23 protein-coding genes and 1 pseudogene are annotated in these 20685 nt (G+C 65.1%); 16 read left to right on the top strand and 8 right to left on the bottom strand.

All coding sequences use genetic code 11. The annotated features are described in order from the left end of the window. Positions 1–13: 13 nt before the first annotated feature. On the bottom strand, positions 14–874 hold the full coding sequence (locus GGC64_RS15265) for a ribonuclease Z (RefSeq protein ID WP_192723330.1): 861 nt from the start codon (positions 872–874) through the stop codon (positions 14–16). Between the two features lie 174 nt (positions 875–1048). On the opposite strand from GGC64_RS15265, the gene GGC64_RS15260 reads away from it, so the two are divergent. From GGC64_RS15260 to GGC64_RS15245, 4 genes are read left to right on the top strand one after another with little or no spacing between them, the layout of a single operon-like run. After that, positions 1049–2209: an aromatic ring-hydroxylating dioxygenase subunit alpha gene (locus GGC64_RS15260; RefSeq protein ID WP_192723329.1), complete on the top strand. Its 1161-nt coding sequence runs from the start codon at positions 1049–1051 to the stop codon at positions 2207–2209. A gap of 2 nt (positions 2210–2211) precedes the next feature. Beyond that, positions 2212–3582, top strand: coding sequence for a type III glutamate--ammonia ligase (gene glnT, locus GGC64_RS15255; protein ID WP_192723898.1), 1371 nt, complete (start codon positions 2212–2214; stop codon positions 3580–3582). A gap of 2 nt (positions 3583–3584) precedes the next feature. Then, positions 3585–4328: a creatininase family protein gene (locus GGC64_RS15250; protein ID WP_192723328.1), complete on the top strand. Its 744-nt coding sequence runs from the start codon at positions 3585–3587 to the stop codon at positions 4326–4328. Next, positions 4321–5052, top strand: coding sequence for a TetR/AcrR family transcriptional regulator (locus tag GGC64_RS15245; RefSeq protein WP_225951751.1), 732 nt, complete (start codon positions 4321–4323; stop codon positions 5050–5052). The genes GGC64_RS15250 and GGC64_RS15245 overlap by 8 nt, the downstream gene beginning before the upstream one ends. Here the strand turns inward: GGC64_RS15245 and GGC64_RS15240 are convergent, their stop codons facing one another. Then, on the bottom strand, positions 5053–6075 hold the full coding sequence (locus GGC64_RS15240; protein ID WP_192723326.1) for an aldo/keto reductase: 1023 nt from the start codon (positions 6073–6075) through the stop codon (positions 5053–5055). It lies immediately after the preceding gene. 183 nt (positions 6076–6258) lie between these two features. Here GGC64_RS15240 and GGC64_RS15235 point away from each other — a divergent pair, with 183 nt between their 5' ends. Together GGC64_RS15235 and GGC64_RS15230 are read left to right on the top strand one after the other, a co-directional pair. Continuing rightward, complete coding sequence (locus GGC64_RS15235) at positions 6259–6690, top strand: CBS domain-containing protein (RefSeq protein WP_192723325.1); 432 nt, start codon at positions 6259–6261, stop codon at positions 6688–6690. Beyond that, positions 6691–7296, top strand: coding sequence for a GNAT family N-acetyltransferase (locus GGC64_RS15230; RefSeq protein ID WP_192723324.1), 606 nt, complete (start codon positions 6691–6693; stop codon positions 7294–7296). A 76-nt stretch (positions 7297–7372) separates the two neighbouring features. Here the strand turns inward: GGC64_RS15230 and GGC64_RS15225 are convergent, their stop codons facing one another. Further along, entirely contained in the window at positions 7373–7957 is a 585-nt protein-coding gene (locus GGC64_RS15225) for a type II toxin-antitoxin system PemK/MazF family toxin (protein WP_225951750.1), read from the bottom strand. Positions 7958–7990: 33 nt separating this feature from the next. Between GGC64_RS15225 and lepA the strand changes: the two are divergent. The 3 genes and pseudogenes from lepA to GGC64_RS15210 all read left to right on the top strand — a co-directional run bounded on the left by lepA (position 7991) and on the right by GGC64_RS15210 (position 11428). Further along, positions 7991–9900: pseudogene (lepA, locus tag GGC64_RS15220) on the top strand (translation elongation factor 4). Between the two features lie 13 nt (positions 9901–9913). Beyond that, positions 9914–10639 carry a sensor domain-containing protein gene (locus tag GGC64_RS15215; RefSeq protein ID WP_225951749.1) on the top strand — a complete coding sequence of 242 codons (726 nt, stop codon included), beginning with the start codon at positions 9914–9916 and terminating at the stop codon, positions 10637–10639. Positions 10640–10714: 75 nt separating this feature from the next. Then, complete coding sequence (locus tag GGC64_RS15210) at positions 10715–11428, top strand: sensor domain-containing protein (RefSeq protein ID WP_192723322.1); 714 nt, start codon at positions 10715–10717, stop codon at positions 11426–11428. Position 11429: 1 nt separating this feature from the next. Here GGC64_RS15210 and GGC64_RS15205 read toward each other — a convergent pair whose 3' ends face one another. Further along, positions 11430–11741, bottom strand: a complete 312-nt coding sequence (locus tag GGC64_RS15205; protein ID WP_192723321.1) for a DUF202 domain-containing protein — start codon at positions 11739–11741, stop codon at positions 11430–11432. After that, positions 11738–12097: a DUF202 domain-containing protein gene (locus GGC64_RS15200; RefSeq protein WP_192723320.1), complete on the bottom strand. Its 360-nt coding sequence runs from the start codon at positions 12095–12097 to the stop codon at positions 11738–11740. The genes GGC64_RS15205 and GGC64_RS15200 overlap by 4 nt, the downstream gene beginning before the upstream one ends. Positions 12098–12354: 257 nt before the next feature. On the opposite strand from GGC64_RS15200, the gene GGC64_RS35045 reads away from it, so the two are divergent. Next, positions 12355–12486: a hypothetical protein gene (locus GGC64_RS35045; RefSeq protein WP_255528883.1), complete on the top strand. Its 132-nt coding sequence runs from the start codon at positions 12355–12357 to the stop codon at positions 12484–12486. 112 nt (positions 12487–12598) lie between these two features. Here the strand turns inward: GGC64_RS35045 and GGC64_RS15195 are convergent, their stop codons facing one another. The 3 genes from GGC64_RS15195 to GGC64_RS15185 all read right to left on the bottom strand — a co-directional run bounded on the left by GGC64_RS15195 (position 12599) and on the right by GGC64_RS15185 (position 16295). Continuing rightward, entirely contained in the window at positions 12599–12856 is a 258-nt protein-coding gene (locus GGC64_RS15195) for an ANTAR domain-containing protein (protein WP_192723319.1), read from the bottom strand. Between the two features lie 94 nt (positions 12857–12950). Further along, positions 12951–14981, bottom strand: coding sequence for a glycoside hydrolase family 15 protein (locus GGC64_RS15190; protein WP_192723318.1), 2031 nt, complete (start codon positions 14979–14981; stop codon positions 12951–12953). A gap of 69 nt (positions 14982–15050) precedes the next feature. After that, the gene (locus GGC64_RS15185; protein ID WP_192723317.1) at positions 15051–16295 is read right to left on the bottom strand and encodes an FAD-dependent oxidoreductase; all 1245 of its coding nucleotides are present in this window, start codon (positions 16293–16295) and stop codon (positions 15051–15053) included. A gap of 32 nt (positions 16296–16327) precedes the next feature. Between GGC64_RS15185 and GGC64_RS15180 the strand changes: the two genes are divergently transcribed. The 6 genes from GGC64_RS15180 (at position 16328) to GGC64_RS15160 (ending at position 20666) form a co-directional block, all read left to right on the top strand. Then, on the top strand, positions 16328–16522 hold the full coding sequence (locus GGC64_RS15180; protein WP_192723316.1) for a hypothetical protein: 195 nt from the start codon (positions 16328–16330) through the stop codon (positions 16520–16522). Beyond that, the gene (locus GGC64_RS35305) at positions 16506–16751 is read left to right on the top strand and encodes an Ms4533A family Cys-rich leader peptide (RefSeq protein ID WP_370582117.1); all 246 of its coding nucleotides are present in this window, start codon (positions 16506–16508) and stop codon (positions 16749–16751) included. Before GGC64_RS15180 ends, GGC64_RS35305 begins: the two co-directional genes overlap by 17 nt. A 118-nt stretch (positions 16752–16869) precedes the next feature. Continuing rightward, positions 16870–17898 carry a sulfate ABC transporter substrate-binding protein gene (locus tag GGC64_RS15175; protein ID WP_192723315.1) on the top strand — a complete coding sequence of 343 codons (1029 nt, stop codon included), beginning with the start codon at positions 16870–16872 and terminating at the stop codon, positions 17896–17898. Beyond that, positions 17895–18779, top strand: coding sequence for a sulfate ABC transporter permease subunit CysT (cysT, locus tag GGC64_RS15170; RefSeq protein ID WP_192723314.1), 885 nt, complete (start codon positions 17895–17897; stop codon positions 18777–18779). Before GGC64_RS15175 ends, cysT begins: the two co-directional genes overlap by 4 nt. After that, positions 18776–19588: a sulfate ABC transporter permease subunit CysW gene (cysW, locus tag GGC64_RS15165; protein WP_192723313.1), complete on the top strand. Its 813-nt coding sequence runs from the start codon at positions 18776–18778 to the stop codon at positions 19586–19588. The genes cysT and cysW overlap by 4 nt, the downstream gene beginning before the upstream one ends. 19 nt (positions 19589–19607) lie before the next feature. Continuing rightward, on the top strand, positions 19608–20666 hold the full coding sequence (locus GGC64_RS15160; protein ID WP_192723312.1) for a sulfate/molybdate ABC transporter ATP-binding protein: 1059 nt from the start codon (positions 19608–19610) through the stop codon (positions 20664–20666). Positions 20667–20685 lie beyond the last annotated feature (19 nt).

The raw sequence follows: 20685 nt of genomic DNA, 5'->3' as shown, positions 1-20685 counted from the left end.
CCCACGCCGCCGATCAGCTGGCCGGTTTGGCGCACACCCCCGGGTGAACCTCCACGCGATGCAAGTCATCGCCGAGCTCGATCTGCTGATCGAACTCCGAGGCTGCCAACGCGCGCCACTCGTCTTCCTGACCCGGCGCTATCGCGGGCACGTAGTGCGTGAGGATGAGGATCCCGACGCCCGCCCGCGCTGCGGTGGCTGCTGCCTCCTGTACGGACGAGTGATAGTCGCAGATGTCGCGGATGCGTTGCATCGGCATCGACTCGACCAAATCCTTGCGAATCACCGTATGGACCAATGCCCCAGCGCCAGCCGCCAATTCGTCGAGGGTGGCACAGGGCACCGTATCTCCTGCCAGCACCACCGACGCGCTCTCGTAGGTGATGCGAAAACCGATGGTCGGCTCGACGGGCCGATGATCGGTGGGCGCCACGGTGATCCGCACACCATCGTGATGCCAAACCAGTCCCTCGACATGTTCCTCAACCTCGACTGGAGGAGGACTGGTCAGATCGGCGTGATGCGCGATGCGATAACCGATGTCGGGGCCGAACGCCTTCAATGTGGCGTCGACGACGGCCTGGGTGCCTGGCGGGCCGATGATTCGCAGCGGATTGGGTTCGGGGGTGAATGTGGTCACCCAACGGGTGATGATGAGATCGCCGAGATCGGCGATGTGGTCGCTGTGGAGATGAGTGAGCAGCAGCGCAGTGAGTCCGTTCGCGCCGACGCCGACGGCCGTCATTCGCTGCTGCACACCGCGTCCGCAGTCGACAAGAAACGTCTGCCCGCCGGCCCGCACGAGGGTGGACGGACCAGCGCGCCTGGCGTCAGGAATCGGACTACCAGTGCCCAGCAGTGTCACCTCGATCATGCCCTTATTCCTACCGTTTTCGGACGCGTCAGAAAGTGAAACCTTGGTTTCAATAGGGTATTGAGGGCAGGCTGGAACAGCCACGAAATCCGCGAGTCGACCAGCGCAAAAGTTTCAATAGGTCATTTACGACCGGGAAACCCGCCCGCAACAGAGCGCCCATAGCGTCGGGCCATGACATTCGACTACTCCCGCCTCACCGCCACGTGCGCCGTGGAGTCACCCGAGAAGGCGGTCACGTTGCCGCCTGAGGCCTACAACAGCGACGACCTCTACGCAGCCGAGGTCGACCGCATCTTCAAGCGCGGCTGGATTCCGCTGTGCCGTGTCGAGCAGGTGGCCGCTGCCGGCAGCTACTACAGCATCGACATCCTGGGCACCCCACTTGTGGTGACCCGCGACCGTCACTCCGAGATTCGCGTGCTGTCACGCAATTGCACGCACCGGTGGATGGAGGTGTGCAGCGGCGCGGGCGAAGCCAACGTGCTGCAGTGTCCGTACCACCTGTGGTCCTTCGGTCTGGACGGGCATCTCGCGGGTGCGCCGGAGATGAAGAAGTCGCCCGGTTTCGACCGGAATGACTACCCGCTCAAGAAGTTTCGCCACGAGGTGTGGAAGGGCTTCGTGATGGTGAACTTCGACGGGCAGGCCGAGTCGTTGGCGAGCCAGTACGCCGCGCTCGATCCGATCGTCGACGCCTACGACCTGGAGAACTACCAGACCGTCGAGCAGACCGCCTGGGGGGTGTGCGACTGGGACTGGAAGATCATGGTGGACAACTTCATGGAGTGTTACCACCACATGGGCCCGCACCGCGGGTCGCTGGAGGACCGATTTCCCGCCGCGATGAGCTTCACCGGAGAGGTCGGCGACTACTTCACCACGATGTGGTCCCAGCAGCGGCCCGAGTATCCGGCGGATCCGCCGTTCCTGTCGCCGGGTGCCGACACGCTGACCGCAGAGCACAAAGACCGGTCGCTGATCTTCATCGCCTACCCCCTGCTGCAGATCGCGATGGGCCCGGCATACATGTACTGGCTCAAGACGCTTCCGCTGGGCGCGGGCAAGATCGAACTCCAACTCGACATCTGCATGTCGCCCGCCTCGCTGGCCGCACCCAATGTCGAGGAACGCCGCAACGAGCTGGTCAAGCTGATCTGCGACGTCCATCGCGAGGATCTCGACGTCTGCGCCGCCGTGCAGCGCGCGGTCCGCTCGGGCGTAACCAGCAAGGGACGGCTCTCACACCTCGAACGCCCGCTGTGGGAGTTCTACCGCTACCTCGGCCGCGAACTCGGACTGACCAATCCAACCACCCTCGCATCGACAGGATGACAATGACGACAACCCTCAACGGCCAGACCGGCATCGCGTCCACCGCACGGGAGGTGGCAGATGCGCTCGCGGCCCAGGGCGTGAAGTACGCCGCAATCAGCTTCGTCGACATGCACGGCAAGCCCAAGAGCAAGATGGTGCCGCTCGGCCATCTGACCCAGGCGGCGCTGGGCTCCGAGATGTTCACCGGGGCTGCGCTGGACGGTGTGCCACAGGACGTCAACGACGACGAGGTTGCCCCGCATCCTGACCTCGACGCGCCGATCATCATGCCGTTCAACCGCGAAATAGCCTGGTTTCCAGGCGATCTGTGGATTGGCGACAGTCCGTTCGAGGCGTGCAGCAGACAGATCCTCAAGCGCGTGACCGCCGACGCCGCGACGCTCGGATACACCTTCAATCTCGGCATCGAAACCGAGTTCTTTCTGCTCACCGACAACGACAAACCATCGCCTGCGAGCCCCGACGACAACCTCGACAAGCCCTGCTACGACCTGCGTACCATGCTGCACAACTATCCGGTGGTCGACGAGATCGTGTCCGCGATGAACGAACTCGGCTGGGACGTCTACTCATTCGACCACGAGGACGGCAACGGGCAGTTCGAAACCGACTTCACCTACACCGACGTGGTGTCGATGTCCGACCGGCTGGTGTTCTTCAGGATGATGGTCGGCGAGATCGCCCGCAAGCACGGTCTGTTCGCATCGTGGATGCCCAAGCCGTTCGCAGACCGTACCGGCAGTGGCGCACACTACAACATGTCGCTTGCCGACACCTCGGGCACGAATCTCTTTGCTGCCGAGGATGATCCGCGGGGATGCGGGCTGTCGAAGTTGGGCTATCAGTTCATCGCAGGCGTCTTGCGCCATGCGGATGCGATCTGCGCTGTCATTGCGCCGACGGTCAACAGCTACAAGCGGCTCGTCAAGCAGGGCAGCATGTCCGGCCTGACGTGGGCGCCGGTGTTCGCCTGCTACGGCGACAACAACCGCACGAACATGCTGCGTATCCCGAGGGGCGGTGGACGTGTCGAGTGCCGCGCCGCCGACAGCGCCAACAACCCTTACCTCGGCGGTGCGCTGATGTTGGCCGCAGGCCTGGAAGGCATCCGCGAGGGCCTCGACCCCGGAGAGCCGAACCGGGACAATCTCTACCGGCTGACCGAACCCGACCTCCTCGCGCGCGGAATCGGTTGGCTACCAAGGTCACTGGGTGAGGCGATTGACGCGCTCGAGGCCGACCCACTGGTTCGCAGGGTTTTCGGCGACGCCATGTTCGACTCGTTCGTCGCCGAGAAGCGCGCCGAATGGGACGGATACACCGCGCACGTGTCGGCATGGGAGACCGAGCGTTACCTGAGGTTCTGGTGACCATGAGCCACCTGTGGGAGGAACTCACCTCGGTGCAGTTGGCCGCCCGCTTGGCTGCCGACCCCGACTGCGTGGGGCTGATACCCGTCGGTGCCACCGAACAACACGGGCCCCACTTGCCGGTGGGCACTGACACCATCATCGCGACGGCGCTGGCCGATGCGGCGGCAGGGGAGACGGCGGTCGTGCTGCCGCCGCTTGCCTTCGGCGCCAGCTTCTTTCACGGCACCCGGCTGGCGGGCACGGTCGCGTTCTCGGGCGAGGAGACGGCCGCGACGGCATACCTTGTCGCGGAAGCCTGCGTCGACAACGGCTTCCGAAGGCTGTTGTTCGTCAACGGTCATGTCGGTAATGCCGCCGCGCTCTGGATCGCATGCGATCGCTTCCGGCGGGAGTTTCCCGAGCTGCGCATCGGTGTCATGCAGTGGTGGGATCTGACACCCGACATTGCGCAGCGCGCGACGGAGGATGCGCTCGACTGGCATGCGAACGCCGCGGAGACATCGCTCATGCTGGTGCTGCGGCCCGAGCTGGTCGACACGGACAGGATCGGCGATGCCGACGATCCCGACCGGACCGAAGGCGCCGTCTTCAAATATGCAGTCCAGCATGTGTCGACCAACGGCGTGACCGGATATCCGTCGCGGGCGACGAAGGCGATGGGCCTCGAGTTGTGGCGCGACGTGGTCGCCGCCGCGCGTGACACCGTCGCGCGTGCGCACAGTGAGCAGCCGCCGCTTGGCTAAACTCCACGCCATCGGACGACCGCGCAACAACGCCACCAACCGCGTCGATGCCGCACGGGCCGTCAAGCCGCGTGCCGACATCGTCAACGCGGCGACCAAGCTGTTCTCCGAAAAGGGCTACGCCCAAACGACGATGAGCGACATCGCGCGTGCGGCGGGCCTGCAGCAGTCGTCGCTGTACTACTGGTTTCGCAACAAGGAACAGCTGCTCGGCGAGACCCTGCTGGTCAACCGGGCGCCGCTGAAGTTCATCGCCGAGGTCGGCGCAGGCTCCGGTTCGCCCGCGGTCAAGCTCTACCGGCTGCTGCGGTTCGACACCATGCAGCTCGCGCTGTCGCCGATCGACTTCAACGAAATCCAAAGGATCGCCCACGACCAGCGGGCCGAATTCCACCAGTTCTGGGCGGATTACGAGCGGCTGAAGAACTGGGTCGTCGACCTGATCGGCGCCGCGATCACCGAGGGCAAGTTCATCGAATGCGATCGCGAGGAAACCGCGGGCCTACTGCTGAACTTCGATGAGGGCGCCCAGAAGCGCACACGCCTGCACACGGATCAAGGCGACCGGGTCGAGGAGGCGATCCGGGTCGGCGAGCAGGTCGCCATCATCGCCGTCCGCGGACTGCTGAAGCGGCCCAGCGAGATCAGCAGGATCAGCGCGCAGGCCGCGCAGTTCGACGACGCGTCGATCGCGCTACGCGTCACACGTCCACAGCCGGAGTGACTACTCGCGTCCTGCCGAGACGAACGTCATGTCCGCGAACCGACTGCCCGAGACCGACGCGCCCGCAGCGTCCAGCGTGTCGAGCTGTTCAGGCGTCAGTGACACCGACAGCGAGGCCAGGTTCTCCGCGACGCGTTCCGCGCGTCGGGTGCCGGGAATCGGCACCGAGGCCACACCAAGCGCGTCGGCGCGGTAGCGCAGCCACGCCAGCGCCACCTGGGCCGGCGTCGCCCCCTGTTGCTCGGCGACGGACCTGACCACTTCGACCACGGCGAGGTTGGCGTCCAATGCGCCCTCGCTGAACCGAGGCATGGTCTTGCGAAAGTCATTCGGCGACGACAGGTCGGCGGCTGACCGAACCGTTCCGGTCAAAAACCCGCGTCCCAACGGCGAATACGGCACGAAGCCGACGCCGAGTTCGGCGGCCGCGGGCACCACCTTCCGTTCGACGTCACGGCTCCAGATCGACCATTCGCTCTGCACGGCGGCGATCGGATGCACGGCAACCGCCGCCCGCAGTTCGTCTGCCGTCACCTCGGACAGGCCCAGATGGCGGACCTTGCCTGCGGCTACCAATTCGGCCATGGCACCGACGGTTTCCTCGATCGGCACGGTCACGTCGCGGCGGTGCATGTAATAGAGGTCGACCACGTCGGTCTGTAGCCGCTGCAAGCTCTCGTCGATGCACTGCGCGACATAGGCGGCGTCGCCGCGGACGCCGATCTTCCCTGCGGCCCGGTCCGCCGGGTTGCCCTGGATGCCGAACTTGGTGGCCAGCGTGACCTCGTCGCGGCGATCGGCGAGCAGCTTGGCGATCAGCTTCTCGTTGTTGCCATTGCCGTAGATATTGGCGGTATCGATGAACGTCACGCCGAGGTCCACCGTGCGATGCAGCGTGGCAAGCGACTCGGTGTCGTCGACCTCGCCATATACGGGGGTCAGCGCCATGGCGCCGAAACCGATTGCACTGACAGTTAATTCGTCGCCCAATTCGACCGTGGGCACTGTGTTGGCACTCGTCATGGTGGCTCCTAACGAATCTTGCCGAGACTGTATTCCGATCGCGCGCCTGTTCGGCATCGATTGACTGCAGATGTCAACCGAACAGGCAGGTCGCGGACGTGACAGTGTTGCAACCACCAAATGCCTTTCACGCCGCGTGCGTCGGCTCTAGCCTGTGAAGTAAGTCACGAGCAGGAGGCGACCATGCGGATCGCAGATGTATTGCGGAACAAGGGTGCGGCGGTGGCCACCATCACGCCCGAGACGTCGGTCGCCGGTCTGCTCACGGAGCTCACCGTGCACAACATCGGCGCCATGGTGGTGGTGTCGCAGGACGGGCTGGTCGGCATCGTTTCGGAGCGCGACGTCGTGCGCAAGCTGCACGAATTGGGCACCGAGATACTCCACCGCCCGGTGTCGGAGATCATGACGACGGTGGTGGTGACGTGCACACCGGAGGATTCGGTCAACAGCCTCAGTGCACTGATGACCGAGAATCGGGTGCGGCACGTGCCTGTCGTGGTCGACGGGCGCCTGGCAGGCATCGTCAGCATCGGCGACGTCGTGAAGAACCGACTGGAAGAACTCGAGGCCGAGCAGCAGCATCTCCAGGCCTACATCACTCAAGGTCGCTGAGTGTCGATTGACGTCCGCCCCCTGGGGCGGAGCGATGTGCGCGGCGCTGCCCGCGTCTTGGCCAAGGCGTTTTACGACGATCCGGTGACCAGCTGGATGCTGCCCGACGACAGCTCCCGGCTGACCGCCCTGACCAGGGCATTCGCGCCGCTGGCCCGCCACCACTTTCTGCCGCGCGCCGGCTCGGAGGTCGGGGTGCGCGACGGCACCGTCGGTGCCGCCACGCTGTGGGATCCGCCGGGCCAACGCAAGCCTGGCCTGGTCGAACAGCTCATCACGACGCCCACGATGCTGTGGGCATTTCGCTCCCGAGTTCCCGCGAGCATGCGGGTGATGGAGCTGATGGAAAAGCACCATCCCGAAGAGCCCCACTGGTATCTCATGCTCATCGGCAGCGACCCGTCCGTGCGGGGAGCGGGTTTCGGCCACGCGTTGATGCGGTCGCGGCTCGACCGGTGCGACGCCGAAGGCTCTCCGGCATACCTGGAGAACAGCAATCCGAAGAACGAGGCGTATTACCTGCGGTTCGGCTTCGAAATCATGGGCGAGATCAAGCTGCCCGACGGCGGGCCGCCGATGTGGCCGATGTGGCGCAACCCGCGGTAACTACCGCGAGCGACCCCAAAATGCCAAGAAAGTGCGGCGTGTTGCGTGCAAACACGGTCACTCGCCGAAATGGCGGCTAGCTCCAGGAGTATTCGGCGCGTAGCCGGGCGGCCACGATTTCGAACACCTCGCGCTCCAGGATTGCGCCCTCGCGCCGAATGCCCTCTTCGGGCACGTCGAGCACGCGGTCCAGCCGCACCCAGCTGGGCCGGCCCTCGTAGTCCCAGCTACCGCTGCCGATGCCGACCCAGTCACGGTCGTTGCGGTGATGTTCCTGGCTGGACAGCATCAGGCCAAGCAGCGTCGAGCGGTCCCGGCCGACCACCAGCACCGGCCGGTCCTTGCCGCGGGTCGGATCGTCCTCGTAGACCACCCAGGTCCACACGATCTCGCCGGGATCGGCGCGGCCGTCCAGGTCAGGGGCGTACACCAGCTTGCGCGCCCGCTGTGCGGTCGGAACGCTGTTGTCGGTGACCGGGCGGCCCGCGGTGATGGCCGGGGCCTCGTCGGTGGGCATGCCGGACAGCGCGTCGAGCCCGATTCTGATGCTGGTCTGGATGCCGGTCTGCAGCTGTTGACGGATGAACTTGGGCGCCTCGTTGAACACCAGGTTCTCCGCAAAGCGTTGAAACGTCTGCAGTGGTTTCCATGGCGGGGCCATAAACCCGAGCATAGGGGAGTCGCAGCGGCCGCGATTGTGTCGAGACGGCCTCGCCTAGATACCCTGGTACCGCACACCAACGCGCTCACCAGGAGATTCCCATCAGCAGTTTCGCCGACCAAACCTTCACGGCGCCGGCGCAGATTCGGAACTTCTGCATCATCGCCCACATCGACCACGGCAAGTCGACGCTGGCTGATCGAATGCTGCAGCTGACCGGTGTGGTTGCCGATCGGGACATGCGTGCGCAGTACCTGGACCGGATGGACATCGAGCGTGAACGCGGCATCACGATCAAGGCCCAAAACGTCCGGCTGCCATGGCAACTGGATGACACCGATTATGTGCTGCATCTGATCGACACTCCTGGCCACGTCGACTTCACCTATGAGGTGTCGCGCGCGCTGGAGGCGTGCGAAGGCGCGGTGCTGCTGGTGGACGCCGCCCAGGGCATCGAGGCGCAGACGCTGGCCAACCTCTATCTGGCGCTGGACCGCGACCTGCACATCATCCCGGTGCTCAACAAGATCGACCTGCCCGCGGCCGATCCCGAGCGCTACGCCGCCGAAATCGCCCACATCATCGGCTGCGAACCCACCGATGTGCTGCGGGTGTCCGGAAAGACGGGCGCGGGCGTCTCCGAACTGCTCGACCACGTCGTCCGCGAGGTCCCACCGCCGGTCGGTGACCCCGATGCCCCGGCGCGGGCCATGATCTTCGACTCCGTCTACGACACGTATCGCGGCGTGGTGACGTACGTCCGCGTCGTCGACGGCAAGATCGTCCCGCGCGAGCGCATCAAGATGATGTCCACCGGCGCCACCCACGAACTGCTGGAAGTCGGCATCGTCTCGCCCGAACCGAAGCCGTCCGCCGGCCTCGGCGTCGGCGAGGTCGGCTACCTGATCACCGGCGTGAAGGACGTGCGTCAGTCGAAGGTCGGCGACACCGTGACGGCGGCGCGCCACGGCGCGACCGAGCCGCTGACCGGCTATCGCGAACCCCGGCCGATGGTCTATTCCGGGCTGTATCCCGTCGACGGCTCCGACTATCCCGATCTGCGCGACGCGCTGGACAAGCTGCAGCTCAACGACGCCGCGCTGACATACGAGCCGGAAACCTCGGTCGCACTCGGCTTCGGTTTCCGCAGCGGCTTCCTCGGCCTGCTGCACATGGAGATCACCCGCGAGCGGCTCGAGCGTGAGTTCAATCTCGACCTGATTTCCACGTCGCCCAACGTGGTGTACCGCGTCGTGAAGGAAGATGGCGACGAGCTCGTCGTCACCAACCCGTCTGACTGGCCCGACGGGAAGATCCGCACGGTGTACGAACCCGTCGTGAAGACAACCATCATCGCCCCAAGCGAATTCATCGGCACGATCATGGAACTGTGCCAATCGCGGCGCGGCGAACTCGGCGGCATGGACTATCTGTCAACCGAGCGCGTCGAGTTGCGTTACACAATGCCGTTGGGGGAGATCATCTTTGACTTCTTCGATGCGCTGAAGTCGCGCACCCGCGGCTACGCCAGCCTCGACTACGAGGAGGCAGGCGAGCAGGAAGCCGAGCTGGTGAAGGTCGACATTCTGTTGCAGGGCGAGGCAGTTGACGCGTTTTCCGCGATCGTGCACAAGGACTCGGCGTACGCCTACGGCAACAAGATGACGACCAAACTCAAGGAACTGATTCCGCGTCAGCAGTTCGAGGTTCCGGTGCAGGCCGCGATCGGTTCCAAGATCATTGCTCGCGAAAACATCCGCGCGATCCGCAAAGACGTGCTATCGAAGTGCTACGGCGGTGACATCACGCGTAAGCGCAAGCTGCTGGAGAAACAAAAAGAAGGCAAGAAGCGAATGAAGACCATAGGCCGGGTTGAGGTGCCGCAGGAGGCGTTCGTCGCCGCGCTGTCCACCGACGCCCCGGCCGACAAGGCCAAGAAGTAGGAGTCTTCAGACGATGATGCGCTCAACCCGGTCGACGATCGTCGCGTTGAGCGCATGCGCGGTGCTGGCGGGCTGCTCCTCGGCCGCGGTGCAGAGTGCGCCCACCGTCCACATCACCGAGGCCGCCAAGCCCACAGTGTCGCGGGCGTTGGATCAGGCCCTGCCGACGACCAACGAACTGGCCACCATCCTGGGTACTGCGGGCTTCATGGGCCGCCCCGTCAAGGGCGGGCCGGAGATGCTGTTGGCAGGTGTGCGCGAATCAGAGGCCACGCCGCTGGACTGCGTCAGCGCGGGCTTCCGGCTGGAAAAGATCGTGTATCAGGCGAATCCGGTGCGCACCGTGGCGAGTCAGTCGTGGATCGGCGGGGATCAGAGCGGCCCGTCATACTCGGGCTTTTTCGGCGCCGTGCAGTTCGCCACTCCCGACGATGCTCAGGCGTTCTTCGCGGCGGCGGCCGACAAGTGGCACCGCTGCAACGGCCAGACGCTGGTGTTGCATCAACCGGAGCACGGAGCCGATGGGTTGAGCCGGATCACCGACGTCGTCGTCGACAACAAGATGGTGTCCGCGATCGTCCTGCACGACAACGGTTCGACGATCCAGCGCGCCCTCGGCGTCACATCGGATTGCGTTGTGGATGTGGAGGTTACGAACCCGCCCGCGGTCAACGGTGGCAACGCGGCCGGTGCCGTTGGCGTCGCGAATCTGATGCTGCAGAAGATCGGCGTTTCGTGAGCGCCCGCGCCTGCGCAACCAGCAAAAATTGACGGCTACCCGACACTTTCGGGGCCGGTCGGTCACAATAGCGCGGTGATCTTTGTCCGCACGGCCGCCCGCGCATGCACTGTCGGGGCCGTCATCGCGGTGTCCGTCCTGCTCTCGGGTTGCGTGAGCACGGTGTCCGGCAATGCGGTGCGCGCGCAAAACGCGGCGCCGATCGACGTGCCGTCGCTGACCGAGGCCAAGCTCGACGACGTGCTGCTGTCGATAGGCGAACTCAACGGCATCATGGGCTCCACGCAGATGAAGGTCACCAGCGAGTTGGAGGACATGACCGATCACTCCGGCGAGGTCTCCGATCCCGACTGCCTCGGTTCCATCTATGGCGCGGAGGAGCCCGTCTACGCAGGCAGCGGCTGGACGGCGGTGCGCGACCAAGTGGTGCGCGAGCCCGGTGAGGACAACGAGCACTGGGTCGAGCAGACCGCGGTGTTGTATCCGTCGGCCGAGAAGGCGCAGAAGTTCTTCGATGACTCGAAGGCATCGTGGGACAAATGCTCGGGCTATTCGGTGTCGGTCGATGATGCCAACGCCACCTACTTGTGGCAGATCGACAACGTCGCGTCCGAAGACAACTTGATCACTCAGCTGACGGCGCAGGAGGACGCGGGCGGCTGGGCATGTCAGCACGGTCTGTCGGTGGTCTCGAATGTCACCGTCGAGGCATGGGCCTGCAGCTATGACGTCAAGGACGAGGCGGCGACGATCGCCAACCAGATGGTCGCCAACGCGGCCAAGAAGTAGCTCAAACCGTAAGCGCCAGAGCGCTGATCACAATCAGTGCGATGATCGCACTGCCGGTGAGATAGACCTCGCGCCGCGGTGAAATGCGGTTCGGCAGTGGGCGCTGGGCCAGCATCCGTTGGCGCCTGTGGCCGATGAGATAGGTCGAAATCGCAAGCAGGGCAGCGACACCCGCCGCTGCAAGTTGTGGTGCGCTGGGCTTGCCGTGCGTGTCGCGGATCAACAGGATCGCGCCGTTGGCGAGCACCGCCAGCGAGGTCCGCGTCCATGCCAATGTGGTTCGCTCGGGCTGGGTTTGGCTGTTGCTCGTCAACCGGAAACTGCCTTGACGACGATGAGGCCCGCGGTGAGCAACCCGACCAGGACGAGTCCGATGCCGAGATACATGGGCGTGGGATGGCGGGGCAACGGCAGGCCTCGGCGCATGGCGTGATCGGCTTGTCGCCACCGAAGAATTCCCATGCCCGCGGTGAGGATCGCGAGCAACGCCAAAATGACTCCGAGCACATGACGTGCGCCGGGAATCGACAGTTCGGGGATCAACTGCACGACGGCGACGGCCGCCGCCAGCAGTCCGAGCGCGGTGCGTTGCCACGCCAGAAACGTGCGCTCGTTGGCCAGCGTGAATCGGTAGTCAGGCTCGGCTTCAGACGCGTTGTCGTCGCCCACGTGCTCAACCTAACGAAGCCCTGATGTGCGTGTCTCGTACATGGCAACACCGCCAGGACAGCGTCGCTGCCGTCAGCGTTACAACCACTCTGATTCGAAGGTGTAAGGGTGGTGTTTCGCGCCCTGTGCCTACTCGCTGAAAAGACGATGCCACAAGGGAATTGACTAAGCACTTGGGTCCACGTGCACAATCCGGGCAGCGGGATTCGGTCGTCGTGGCCGGTGAATCGGCCATGCTTGACGCCTAGCCTCTGCTCGTGGTCGAAGATGCATACCTCTCAGGCCCCGACGGACCGATGCTGGCCGATGTGCGATTGACCGCCGGCTGGCCGTGGCTCCTGGTTGCTCTTGGCGTCGCCGTCATCGTCGTCGGAGGATTGCTGCTGTGACTAGTGCGGGGCCGCGAATCCCGACGGCGTGGTGAAGGTGAACGGCGGTGTGGCCTTCGATGTCACCGACGCCGCTGCCCCGGCTGCCGAGGAGCGGATACTTCTGACGCCGTCAGGAAGTCGCGCCCAGCGGACGCCGCACCAGCTCACCCCACACCGCGAACGCCTCGGCATGCTCCGCAGTGGTCGAGCCGCTCGCCAGCGCCACCAAACCAGCGGCCAGCCGCCCGATGCCGATGCCCGTCTGATGCACCACGCGCACCAGTTCCTCGAAGGCTTCCTGATCGGAGCAGCCGCGCAGTGCGACGAGGATCCCTGTGGCCACGTCGATCACTCGGCGCGAAGTGTCCTCACCCACGCGATAACTCATGCAGTCATCGTGCGTGATCGGTCAGCGGTCAACAAGGGATCAAGCCACGATGATCCTGAAGCGCTACCGAGCCGTCATCGGCTCGCTACCGTCGCTACATCGGCGCGTTGGCCGGCACGAAGACCCCGGAGCTGTCGGCCTCTTCCTCCGCGCGGATGACGTGCACGACCGCGTTGATCAACGCCAGGTGGGTGAACGCCTGCGGGAAGTTGCCCAGGTGCCTGCCGGTGCGCGGTTCGATCTCCTCCGCGTAGAGGTGTAGCGGGCTGGCGAACGACAGCAGCCGCTCACACAGGTGCTTGGCCCGGTGGATCTCGCCGATCTCGACCAGCGCCGAAACCAGCCAGAACGAGCAGATCGTGAACGTGCCTTCCTCGCCGGACAGGCCGTCGTCGGTCTCCTCGACGCGGTACCGCAGCACCAGGCCCTCCTCGGTCAGCTCGTCGGCGATGGCCAGCACCGTTGCGCGCACCCGCGGATCGTCGGCAGGCAGGAACCGGGTCAGGATCGCCAGCAGCAGCGAGGCGTCCAGCGCATCGTCGCCGTAGCGCTGCGTCAGCACGCCACGCGAGTCGACGCCATTGGCCAACACGTCGGCCTTGATCTCCTCGGCGATCGCCCGCCACTGCTGCGCGTAGGACTTCTCGCCTTGTAGCTCAGCGAGTTTGGAGCCGCGGTCCAGTGCCACCCAGCACATGATCTTCGACGAGGTGAAGTGCTGCGGTTCGCCGCGCACCTCCCAGATGCCGCGGTCGGGTTCACGCCAATGCTTGATCGCTTCCTCGACCTGTTGCTTGAGCACCGGCCACAGCGTGTCGGAGATCTGCTCGCGCGACTTGGCGTGCAGATAGACCGAATCCAGCATTGTGCCCCAGATGTCGTGCTGCATCTGGTTATAGGCGCCGTTGCCGATGCGCACCGGGCGGGCGTTGTCGTAGCCGGACAGGTGATTCAATTCCTCTTCGACGAGGCTGCGTTCCCCGCCGACGGCGTACATCACCTGAAGCGGATGGCGCTCACCGTTGTTGGCGCCGGACACGTCGGCGATGAACGCGAAGAAGTCGTCGGCCTCGCGGTCCAGACCCAATGTGTACAGACCCCACAACGCGAACGTCGAATCACGCACCCACGCGTATCGGTAGTCCCAATTTCGTTCGCCCTGAGGCGTTTCCGGCAATGAGGTGGTCGGCGCCGCCAGCAGCGCGCCGGTCGGCGAATAGGTAAGGCCCTTCAGCGTCAGTGCGCTGCGCTGCAGATACGACCGCCACGGGTGATCCGGGAAGTCGCCGATGTTGATCCACTGCCGCCAGCACTCGCTGGTCTGCCACATCTTGTCGGCGGCCTCGTCATAGGTCTGCGGCGCCGGGTGCTTCGACCACGACAGCGCGACGAATGCGTTGTCGCCCTCCTTCATTCGCGTGCGGGCCCGTGCTTCGTGGCCCTCCAGCCCCAGCCGCAAGTTGGTGGTCAGCCGCAGCGTCGGATGCGCGTCGGGGTCACGGCTGGCCCGCGCGATCGCCTCGCCGTACGCCTGCGCCGAGTACTCCCATGTCGCGGGGATGCGGTGGTAGTCGAACGCCGGCTCGCAGTTCATCACCAGCTCGACCGTGCCACTCACACATCGCACCGTGCGCAGCAGAATGTGCTCGGCGTCCCAGTCCATCGGCGTGCGCCGATGCGTGCGGGACCGGGTCTCGATGTCGTGCCACGGCCCCATCACCAGCGCATCGCGCACGATGACCCAGCCGGTGTGCGTCTGCCAGGTGGTTTCCAGGATCAGGCTGCCCGGGAGGTAACGCCTGGCCGCGGGCACCGAAACGCCGTACGGGCCGAGCCGGAAGTGACCTGCACCGCGGTCGAGGATCGCGCCGAACACGCTTGGCGAGTCCGGGCGCGGGACACACAGCCATTCGACCGAGCCCGCCGACGAAATGAGGCAGGTGTTCTCGCAGTCGGAAAGGAACGCGTAGTCCGCGATCGGCGGAAAGGGATTCCGCAACCCGCCGCCGGAATACGGGACCGGTGCCGTCACGGTGAACGGGGCGTCGGACTCGTCGACCGCAACGGCCGCTGCGCCATTGGCCTTCGGCGCCCCGTCGGACGGTTCGGTTTGTTGCAGAACCATGCGGACATCATCAACTGCGGAGAGCCCCGGCGTCTACTTGTGTCGATGCGTGTCCGAGCGTCTTTCGGCTCAGCGTCGGGCAAACTTCGGTGCGTGTTCGGGCAGCGGCCCGATCGCGATCCCGTATCCCGCCGCTGAGCGCAGCGCCGGAACCCTGCCGGCCAGCCGGACGAAAAACGGCGGCTCGGCGGCTTGACCTGCAGAAACAGCGACGGCGATGACGCGGGTGTGGATGGTCCGCTGCACCGACTGAATCAGCGCGGCGGGCAGCCACCGACGCGCTTGCACCCGGGCCAACTGCCTGGTCGACACGGGGCCGCGGCGCAGCGGGCCCGCCAGCGCGGCGGCGGCCGCTACCGCGTCGGCGACCGCCAGGTTGATCCCCACCCCACCGACTGGAGACATGGCGTGCGCCGCGTCGCCGATCAACAACAGCCCGTCGGCGTACCAGCGCCGCAGCCGGTTCAACTGGACGTCCAGCAGCTTGACGTCGTCGAACGATGTCAGCGAGGCGATGTGATCGGCCAACCACGGAACGAGAGACACCACGGCGCGGTGCAGCGTCTCGATGCCCTGCGCGCGCAGCTCTGCGTCGCGGCCCTTCGGGATGACGTACGCGCATTGGTAGTAGTCGCCGCGGTCGATGACGATCAGCGCATGCCCGGCGCCGAGCACACCCGCCAGGCCATGCGGATCGTCGGGATTACGCGGCAGTCGGAACCACCACACGTCCATCGGCGCGCCGAAACTCCTCGGCGTCAACCCCATCGCCGCGCGCAGCGTCGACGAGCGGCCGTCACACGCCACCGTCAACTCGGCGTGCAACTCATGCACCTCGCCCTCGCCGTCGCGGTAGCGCACACCGATCACTTTTTCTTTGCGCGTCCCCTCGCCGAAAATCGGCGCCAGCACCTCGGTGCTGCGCAAGAGTCGAAACGTCGGCTCCTTCTCGGCCGCCGCAGCCAGCAATTCGAGGAAATCCCACTGAGGCACCAGGGCAATGTGCTTGTGCGGACCGGGAATTCGGCTCAAGTCGATGCCTACCTCGGTGCCCTGGATCTTCATGTTCAGCGTGTCGATGACGCGGTGTGGCATCCGGGCGAACTCGTCGGCAAGGCCGAGTTCGTCGAGCAGTCGTAGCGTGCTGGCGTGCACCGTGTCACCGCGGAAGTCGCGCAGGAAGTCGGCGTGCTTCTCCATCACGGTGACGTCGACGCCGCCACGGGCGAGCAGCAGCCCCAGCATGATTCCCGCGGGACCGCCACCGGCGATCACACAGGTGGTCTTCTCGGTGGGCTTACCGTCGGCCGCCACGAGGCAATCTTCCCATCGAATACGCTGGCCGGGTGGGCGGCTTCCTCAACTGGTGGGACGGCGTCGAACTGTGGCTCTCCGGCCTGCCGTTCGTCGCACAGACCGCGGTGGTGATGCCGGTGGTGCTGGCATTGGCCTACGGGATCGCGATCCTTCTGGACGGCGCGCTTGGCAACGGGATTCGAATCCTGCGGCGCGCGCGTCATCAGCATGAGGACGAGGAGTGAGTGGTTTGCCGCGTTCGCGAGTCACCCTGGTGCTCGTCATCCTCGTGGTGTTGGTGCTCGTTGCGTGGTTGTTGACCCGTTGACCGGGCGAAGGCCAACCCTGGGTGCGTTGCCAGACTCTGTTATTCTTCGCGCCATGCGTACAGCGTCCGGCAACAAGAGTGGCCACATCCTGGCCCTCATTGCCGTGGGATTCAGTGCTGTCGCTGATGTCTGTTGTTGTTGCTGACTCCATTCCCGTCCGCGGTCTGGTGTCGGTAACGGCTGTTTTCATGCCCATGTACTGATTCCTCGCCTTGCCGTCGCGACGGGCTGTCCCGTTAGTCCCCAGCAAGGAAAGGTCAACAATGCTCAACCTTCGGAAGTCCTGGCGGCCTGCCGCCGCTCTCGCCGTCACGGCGTCGCTGCTCGCGGCATGCGGCGGCGGATCCAGCGACGTGGCGGGCGGCGGCGATCAGCCGGCCGCTGAGACGACGCTGACGCTTGTCGCGTACGCGGTGCCCGAGCCCGGCTGGAGCAAGATCATCCCGGCGTTCGCCGCCACCCCCGAAGGCAAGGGCGTGGCCGTGACCACGTCGTACGGCGCTTCGGGCGACCAGTCGCGCGCGGTCGTCGACGGCAAGCCCGCCGACATCGTCAACTTCTCGGTCGAGCCCGACGTGAGCCGCCTGGTCAAGGCGAACAAAGTCGCCAAGGACTGGAATGCGGACACCACCAAGGGCATCCCGTTCGGGTCGGTCGTTTCGCTGGTCGTCCGCAAGGGCAACCCGAAGCACATCAAAGACTGGGACGACTTGCTGCAGCCGGGGATCGAGGTCGTCACCCCGAGCCCGCTGAGCTCCGGCTCCGCCAAGTGGAACCTGCTGGCGCCGTACGCCGCGAAGAGCAACGGTGGCAAGGACCAGCAGGCGGGTCTGGACTTCATCAACAAGCTGGTCACCGAGCACGTCAAGACCCGCCCGGGTTCCGGCCGCGAGGCCACCGACGTGTTCCTGCAGGGGACCGGCGACGTGCTGATCAGCTACGAGAACGAGGCCATCAACGTCGAGCGGCAGGGTAAGTCCGTCGAGCACATCAACCCGCCGCAGACCTTCAAGATCGAGAACCCTGTCGCGGTGGTGACCTCCAGCGCGCATCTGGACAAGGCGACCGCGCTGAAGAACTACCTGTTCACCAAGGAAGGGCAGAAGATCTGGGCGCAGGCCGGCTTCCGGCCCGTCGATCCGTCCGTCGCGACCGATTTCGCCACCGACTTCCCGACGCCAGAGAAGCTGTGGACGATCGCTGATCTGGGAGGATGGAGCGCGGTTGATCCCGCGTTGTTCGACAAGGACAACGGAACCATCACGAAGATCTACAAGCAGGCGACTGGATGACGGCAACCGTCGAACCCAATCCGGAGGCGACCCGGCCAGAACTCACCGGAAACGGTGAGGGCGGCCGGGCGCCCCGCTTGTTCGGCGGTCGGTATGGGACGACGTCGTTGCGGGTGGGGGCCGCCTCGATCTGGCTGAGTGTCATCGTGCTGCTGCCATTGGCGGCAATCGTGTGGCAGTCGGCGGGCGGCGGCTGGGATGCGTTCTGGCGCGCAGTCACCTCGAATGCGGCGCTGGAGTCGTTCCGGGTGACGCTGACGATCTCGGTAGGCGTGACCCTGGTCAACCTCTTCTTCGGGCTGATAGTGGCCTGGGTGCTCACCCGAGACGACTTTCCGGGCAAGCGACTCGTCGACTCCGTCATCGATCTGCCGTTCGCGCTGCCGACGATTGTCGCGAGCCTGGTGATGCTGGCCCTTTACGGGCCGAATAGCCCTGTGGACCTTCATCTTCAGCACACCAAGTGGGGTGTGGGCATTGCGCTGTTGTTCGTCACGCTTCCGTTCGTGGTGCGTTCGGTGCAGCCTGTCCTGCTCGAACTGGACCGGGAGGTCGAGGAAGCCGCGGCGTCGCTGGGCGCCAACAACGCGACGATCTTCACTCAGGTGATCCTGCCCGCCTTGCTGCCGTCCCTGTTGTCCGGAGCCGGGCTGGCGTTCTCGCGCGCCATCGGCGAGTTCGGTTCGGTGGTGCTGATCGGCGGGGCGGTGCCCGGTGAAACCGAGGTGTCGTCACAGTGGATCCGCACCCTGATCGAAAACGACGACCGCACCGGCGCCGCGGCGATCTCCATTGTGTTGCTTGTGGTTTCGTTCGTGGTGCTGTTCATCCTGCGGGCGGTCGGATCGAGGGCGGCCAAGCGTGAGGAGCTGGCGCAATGACGCTGACGCCTGCCGTCCGGCATCTTCTTCGCTACCTTGCCCTGGCGTACATCGGGATCCTCGTCATCGTGCCAGTCGGGCTGATTCTGTGGCGCACGTTCCAGCCCGGCATCGGCGCGTTCTTCGACTCGATCAGCACCCCCGCGGCGCTCTCGGCGCTCCAACTGTCGCTACTTGTGGTGGCAATCGTGGTGCCGCTCAACGTTCTGTTTGGCGTGCCAACCGCATTGGTGTTGGCGCGCAACCGGTTCCGTGGCAAGAGTGCCCTGCAAGCGGTGATCGACCTGCCGTTCGCGGTCTCACCGGTGGTGGTCGGTGTCGCGCTGATCCTGTTGTGGGGCTCCGCGGGACTCTTCGGGTTCGTCGAAAACAACCTCGGCCTCAAGATCATCTTCGGCTTCCCCGGCATCGTCCTGGCGAGCATCTTCGTGACCGTTCCCTTCGTGATTCGTGAAGTCGAACCGGTGCTGCACGAGATCGGCACTGACCAAGAGGAAGCCGCCGCAACGCTGGGATCGCAGTGGTGGCAGACGTTTTGGAAGGTCACGCTGCCATCGATCCGGTGGGGCCTGACCTACGGCGTCGTGTTGACGATTGCGCGCACACTGGGCGAGTTCGGTGGGGTGATCATGGTCTCCTCCAACCTGCCGGGAACTTCGCAAACCCTCACACTGTTGGTGGCCGACCGGTACAACCGCGGCAACGAATACGGCGCCTACGCGGTGTCCACGCTGCTGATGACCGTCGCGGTAATCGTCCTGATCGTTCAGGTGGTCCTCGACGCCAGGCGTTCGCGCGCGAGCACGTAGGCATAAGGAGACGAAAGTAATGACCGACGCAATCGTCGTGCGAGGTGCGAACAAGCGCTATGGCGACTTCGCGGCACTGGACAACGTCGACTTCGAGGTGCCGTCGGGCTCGCTGACCGCGCTGTTGGGCCCCAGTGGCTCTGGCAAGTCGACGTTGTTGCGCGCCATCGCCGGACTCGACCTGCCTGACACCGGTTCCGTGACCATCAACGGCCGCGACGTCACGCACATCCCGCCGCAGCGCCGCGGCATCGGCTTCGTGTTCCAGCACTACGCGGCGTTCAAGCATCTGACCGTGCGCGACAACGTCGCGTTCGGCCTCAAGATCCGCAAAAAACCCAAGGCGGAGATCAAGGCGAAGGTCGACAACCTGCTGGAAGTGGTGGGGCTGGCGGGTTTTCAGACCCGGTACCCGAATCAGCTGTCGGGTGGTCAGCGGCAGCGCATGGCGCTGGCCCGCGCGCTCGCGGTCGATCCCGAAGTGCTGCTACTTGACGAGCCGTTCGGTGCACTGGACGCCAAGGTCCGTGAGGACTTGCGGGCGTGGTTGCGACGGTTGCACGACGAGGTGAATGTCACGACGGTGTTGGTCACGCACGACCAGGCCGAAGCGCTTGACGTGGCTGACCGGATCGCGGTGCTCAACAAGGGCCGCATCGAGCAGGTCGGTTCGCCGACGGAGGTTTACGACGCGCCCGCCAACGCATTCGTGATGTCGTTCCTCGGGGCGGTGTCGTCGCTCAACGGGTCACTGGTTCGCCCCCACGACATCCGGGTTGGCCGCAACCCGGAGATGGCGATCGCGACGAGTGACGATTCCGTTCAGGCAACGGGTGTGGTGCGTGCGGTCATCGATCGAATTGTGGTGCTGGGCTTCGAGGTTCGCGTCGAACTGACCAGCGCGGCCGACCACACGCCGTTCACCGCGCAGATCACCCGCGGCGACGCCGAGGCGCTGGGGTTGAAGGAGGGCGACACAGTGTATGTGCGCGCCACGCGTATTCCGCCGTTGCCGGGCGCTACCGAGACCACCCGGTCCGATAATGCCGACAAGGATGAGTCGCTGACGAAGGCCTGATGTTTCAGAAATACAATCG

It is taken from the genome of Mycobacterium sp. OAS707 (assembly GCF_014873705.1).
Classification (GTDB): Bacteria; Actinomycetota; Actinomycetes; order Mycobacteriales; family Mycobacteriaceae; genus Mycobacterium.
This window is presented reverse-complemented; position numbering and strand designations above follow the sequence as displayed.

Coding starts and splice junctions, on each gene's coding strand:
- GGC64_RS15265 (WP_192723330.1), bottom strand. CDS start 874: ATGATCGAGGTGACACTGCTGGGCACTGGTAGTCCGATTCCTGACGCC.
- GGC64_RS15260 (WP_192723329.1), top strand. CDS start 1,049: ATGACATTCGACTACTCCCGCCTCACCGCCACGTGCGCCGTGGAGTCA.
- glnT (WP_192723898.1), top strand. CDS start 2,212: ATGACGACAACCCTCAACGGCCAGACCGGCATCGCGTCCACCGCACGG.
- GGC64_RS15250 (WP_192723328.1), top strand. CDS start 3,585: ATGAGCCACCTGTGGGAGGAACTCACCTCGGTGCAGTTGGCCGCCCGC.
- GGC64_RS15240 (WP_192723326.1), bottom strand. CDS start 6,075: ATGACGAGTGCCAACACAGTGCCCACGGTCGAATTGGGCGACGAATTA.
- GGC64_RS15235 (WP_192723325.1), top strand. CDS start 6,259: ATGCGGATCGCAGATGTATTGCGGAACAAGGGTGCGGCGGTGGCCACC.
- GGC64_RS15225 (WP_225951750.1), bottom strand. CDS start 7,957: ATGGCCCCGCCATGGAAACCACTGCAGACGTTTCAACGCTTTGCGGAG.
- GGC64_RS15215 (WP_225951749.1), top strand. CDS start 9,914: ATGATGCGCTCAACCCGGTCGACGATCGTCGCGTTGAGCGCATGCGCG.
- GGC64_RS15195 (WP_192723319.1), bottom strand. CDS start 12,856: ATGAGTTATCGCGTGGGTGAGGACACTTCGCGCCGAGTGATCGACGTG.
- GGC64_RS15190 (WP_192723318.1), bottom strand. CDS start 14,981: ATGGTTCTGCAACAAACCGAACCGTCCGACGGGGCGCCGAAGGCCAAT.
- GGC64_RS35305 (WP_370582117.1), top strand. CDS start 16,506: ATGAGGACGAGGAGTGAGTGGTTTGCCGCGTTCGCGAGTCACCCTGGT.
- GGC64_RS15175 (WP_192723315.1), top strand. CDS start 16,870: ATGCTCAACCTTCGGAAGTCCTGGCGGCCTGCCGCCGCTCTCGCCGTC.
- cysT (WP_192723314.1), top strand. CDS start 17,895: ATGACGGCAACCGTCGAACCCAATCCGGAGGCGACCCGGCCAGAACTC.
- cysW (WP_192723313.1), top strand. CDS start 18,776: ATGACGCTGACGCCTGCCGTCCGGCATCTTCTTCGCTACCTTGCCCTG.
- GGC64_RS15160 (WP_192723312.1), top strand. CDS start 19,608: ATGACCGACGCAATCGTCGTGCGAGGTGCGAACAAGCGCTATGGCGAC.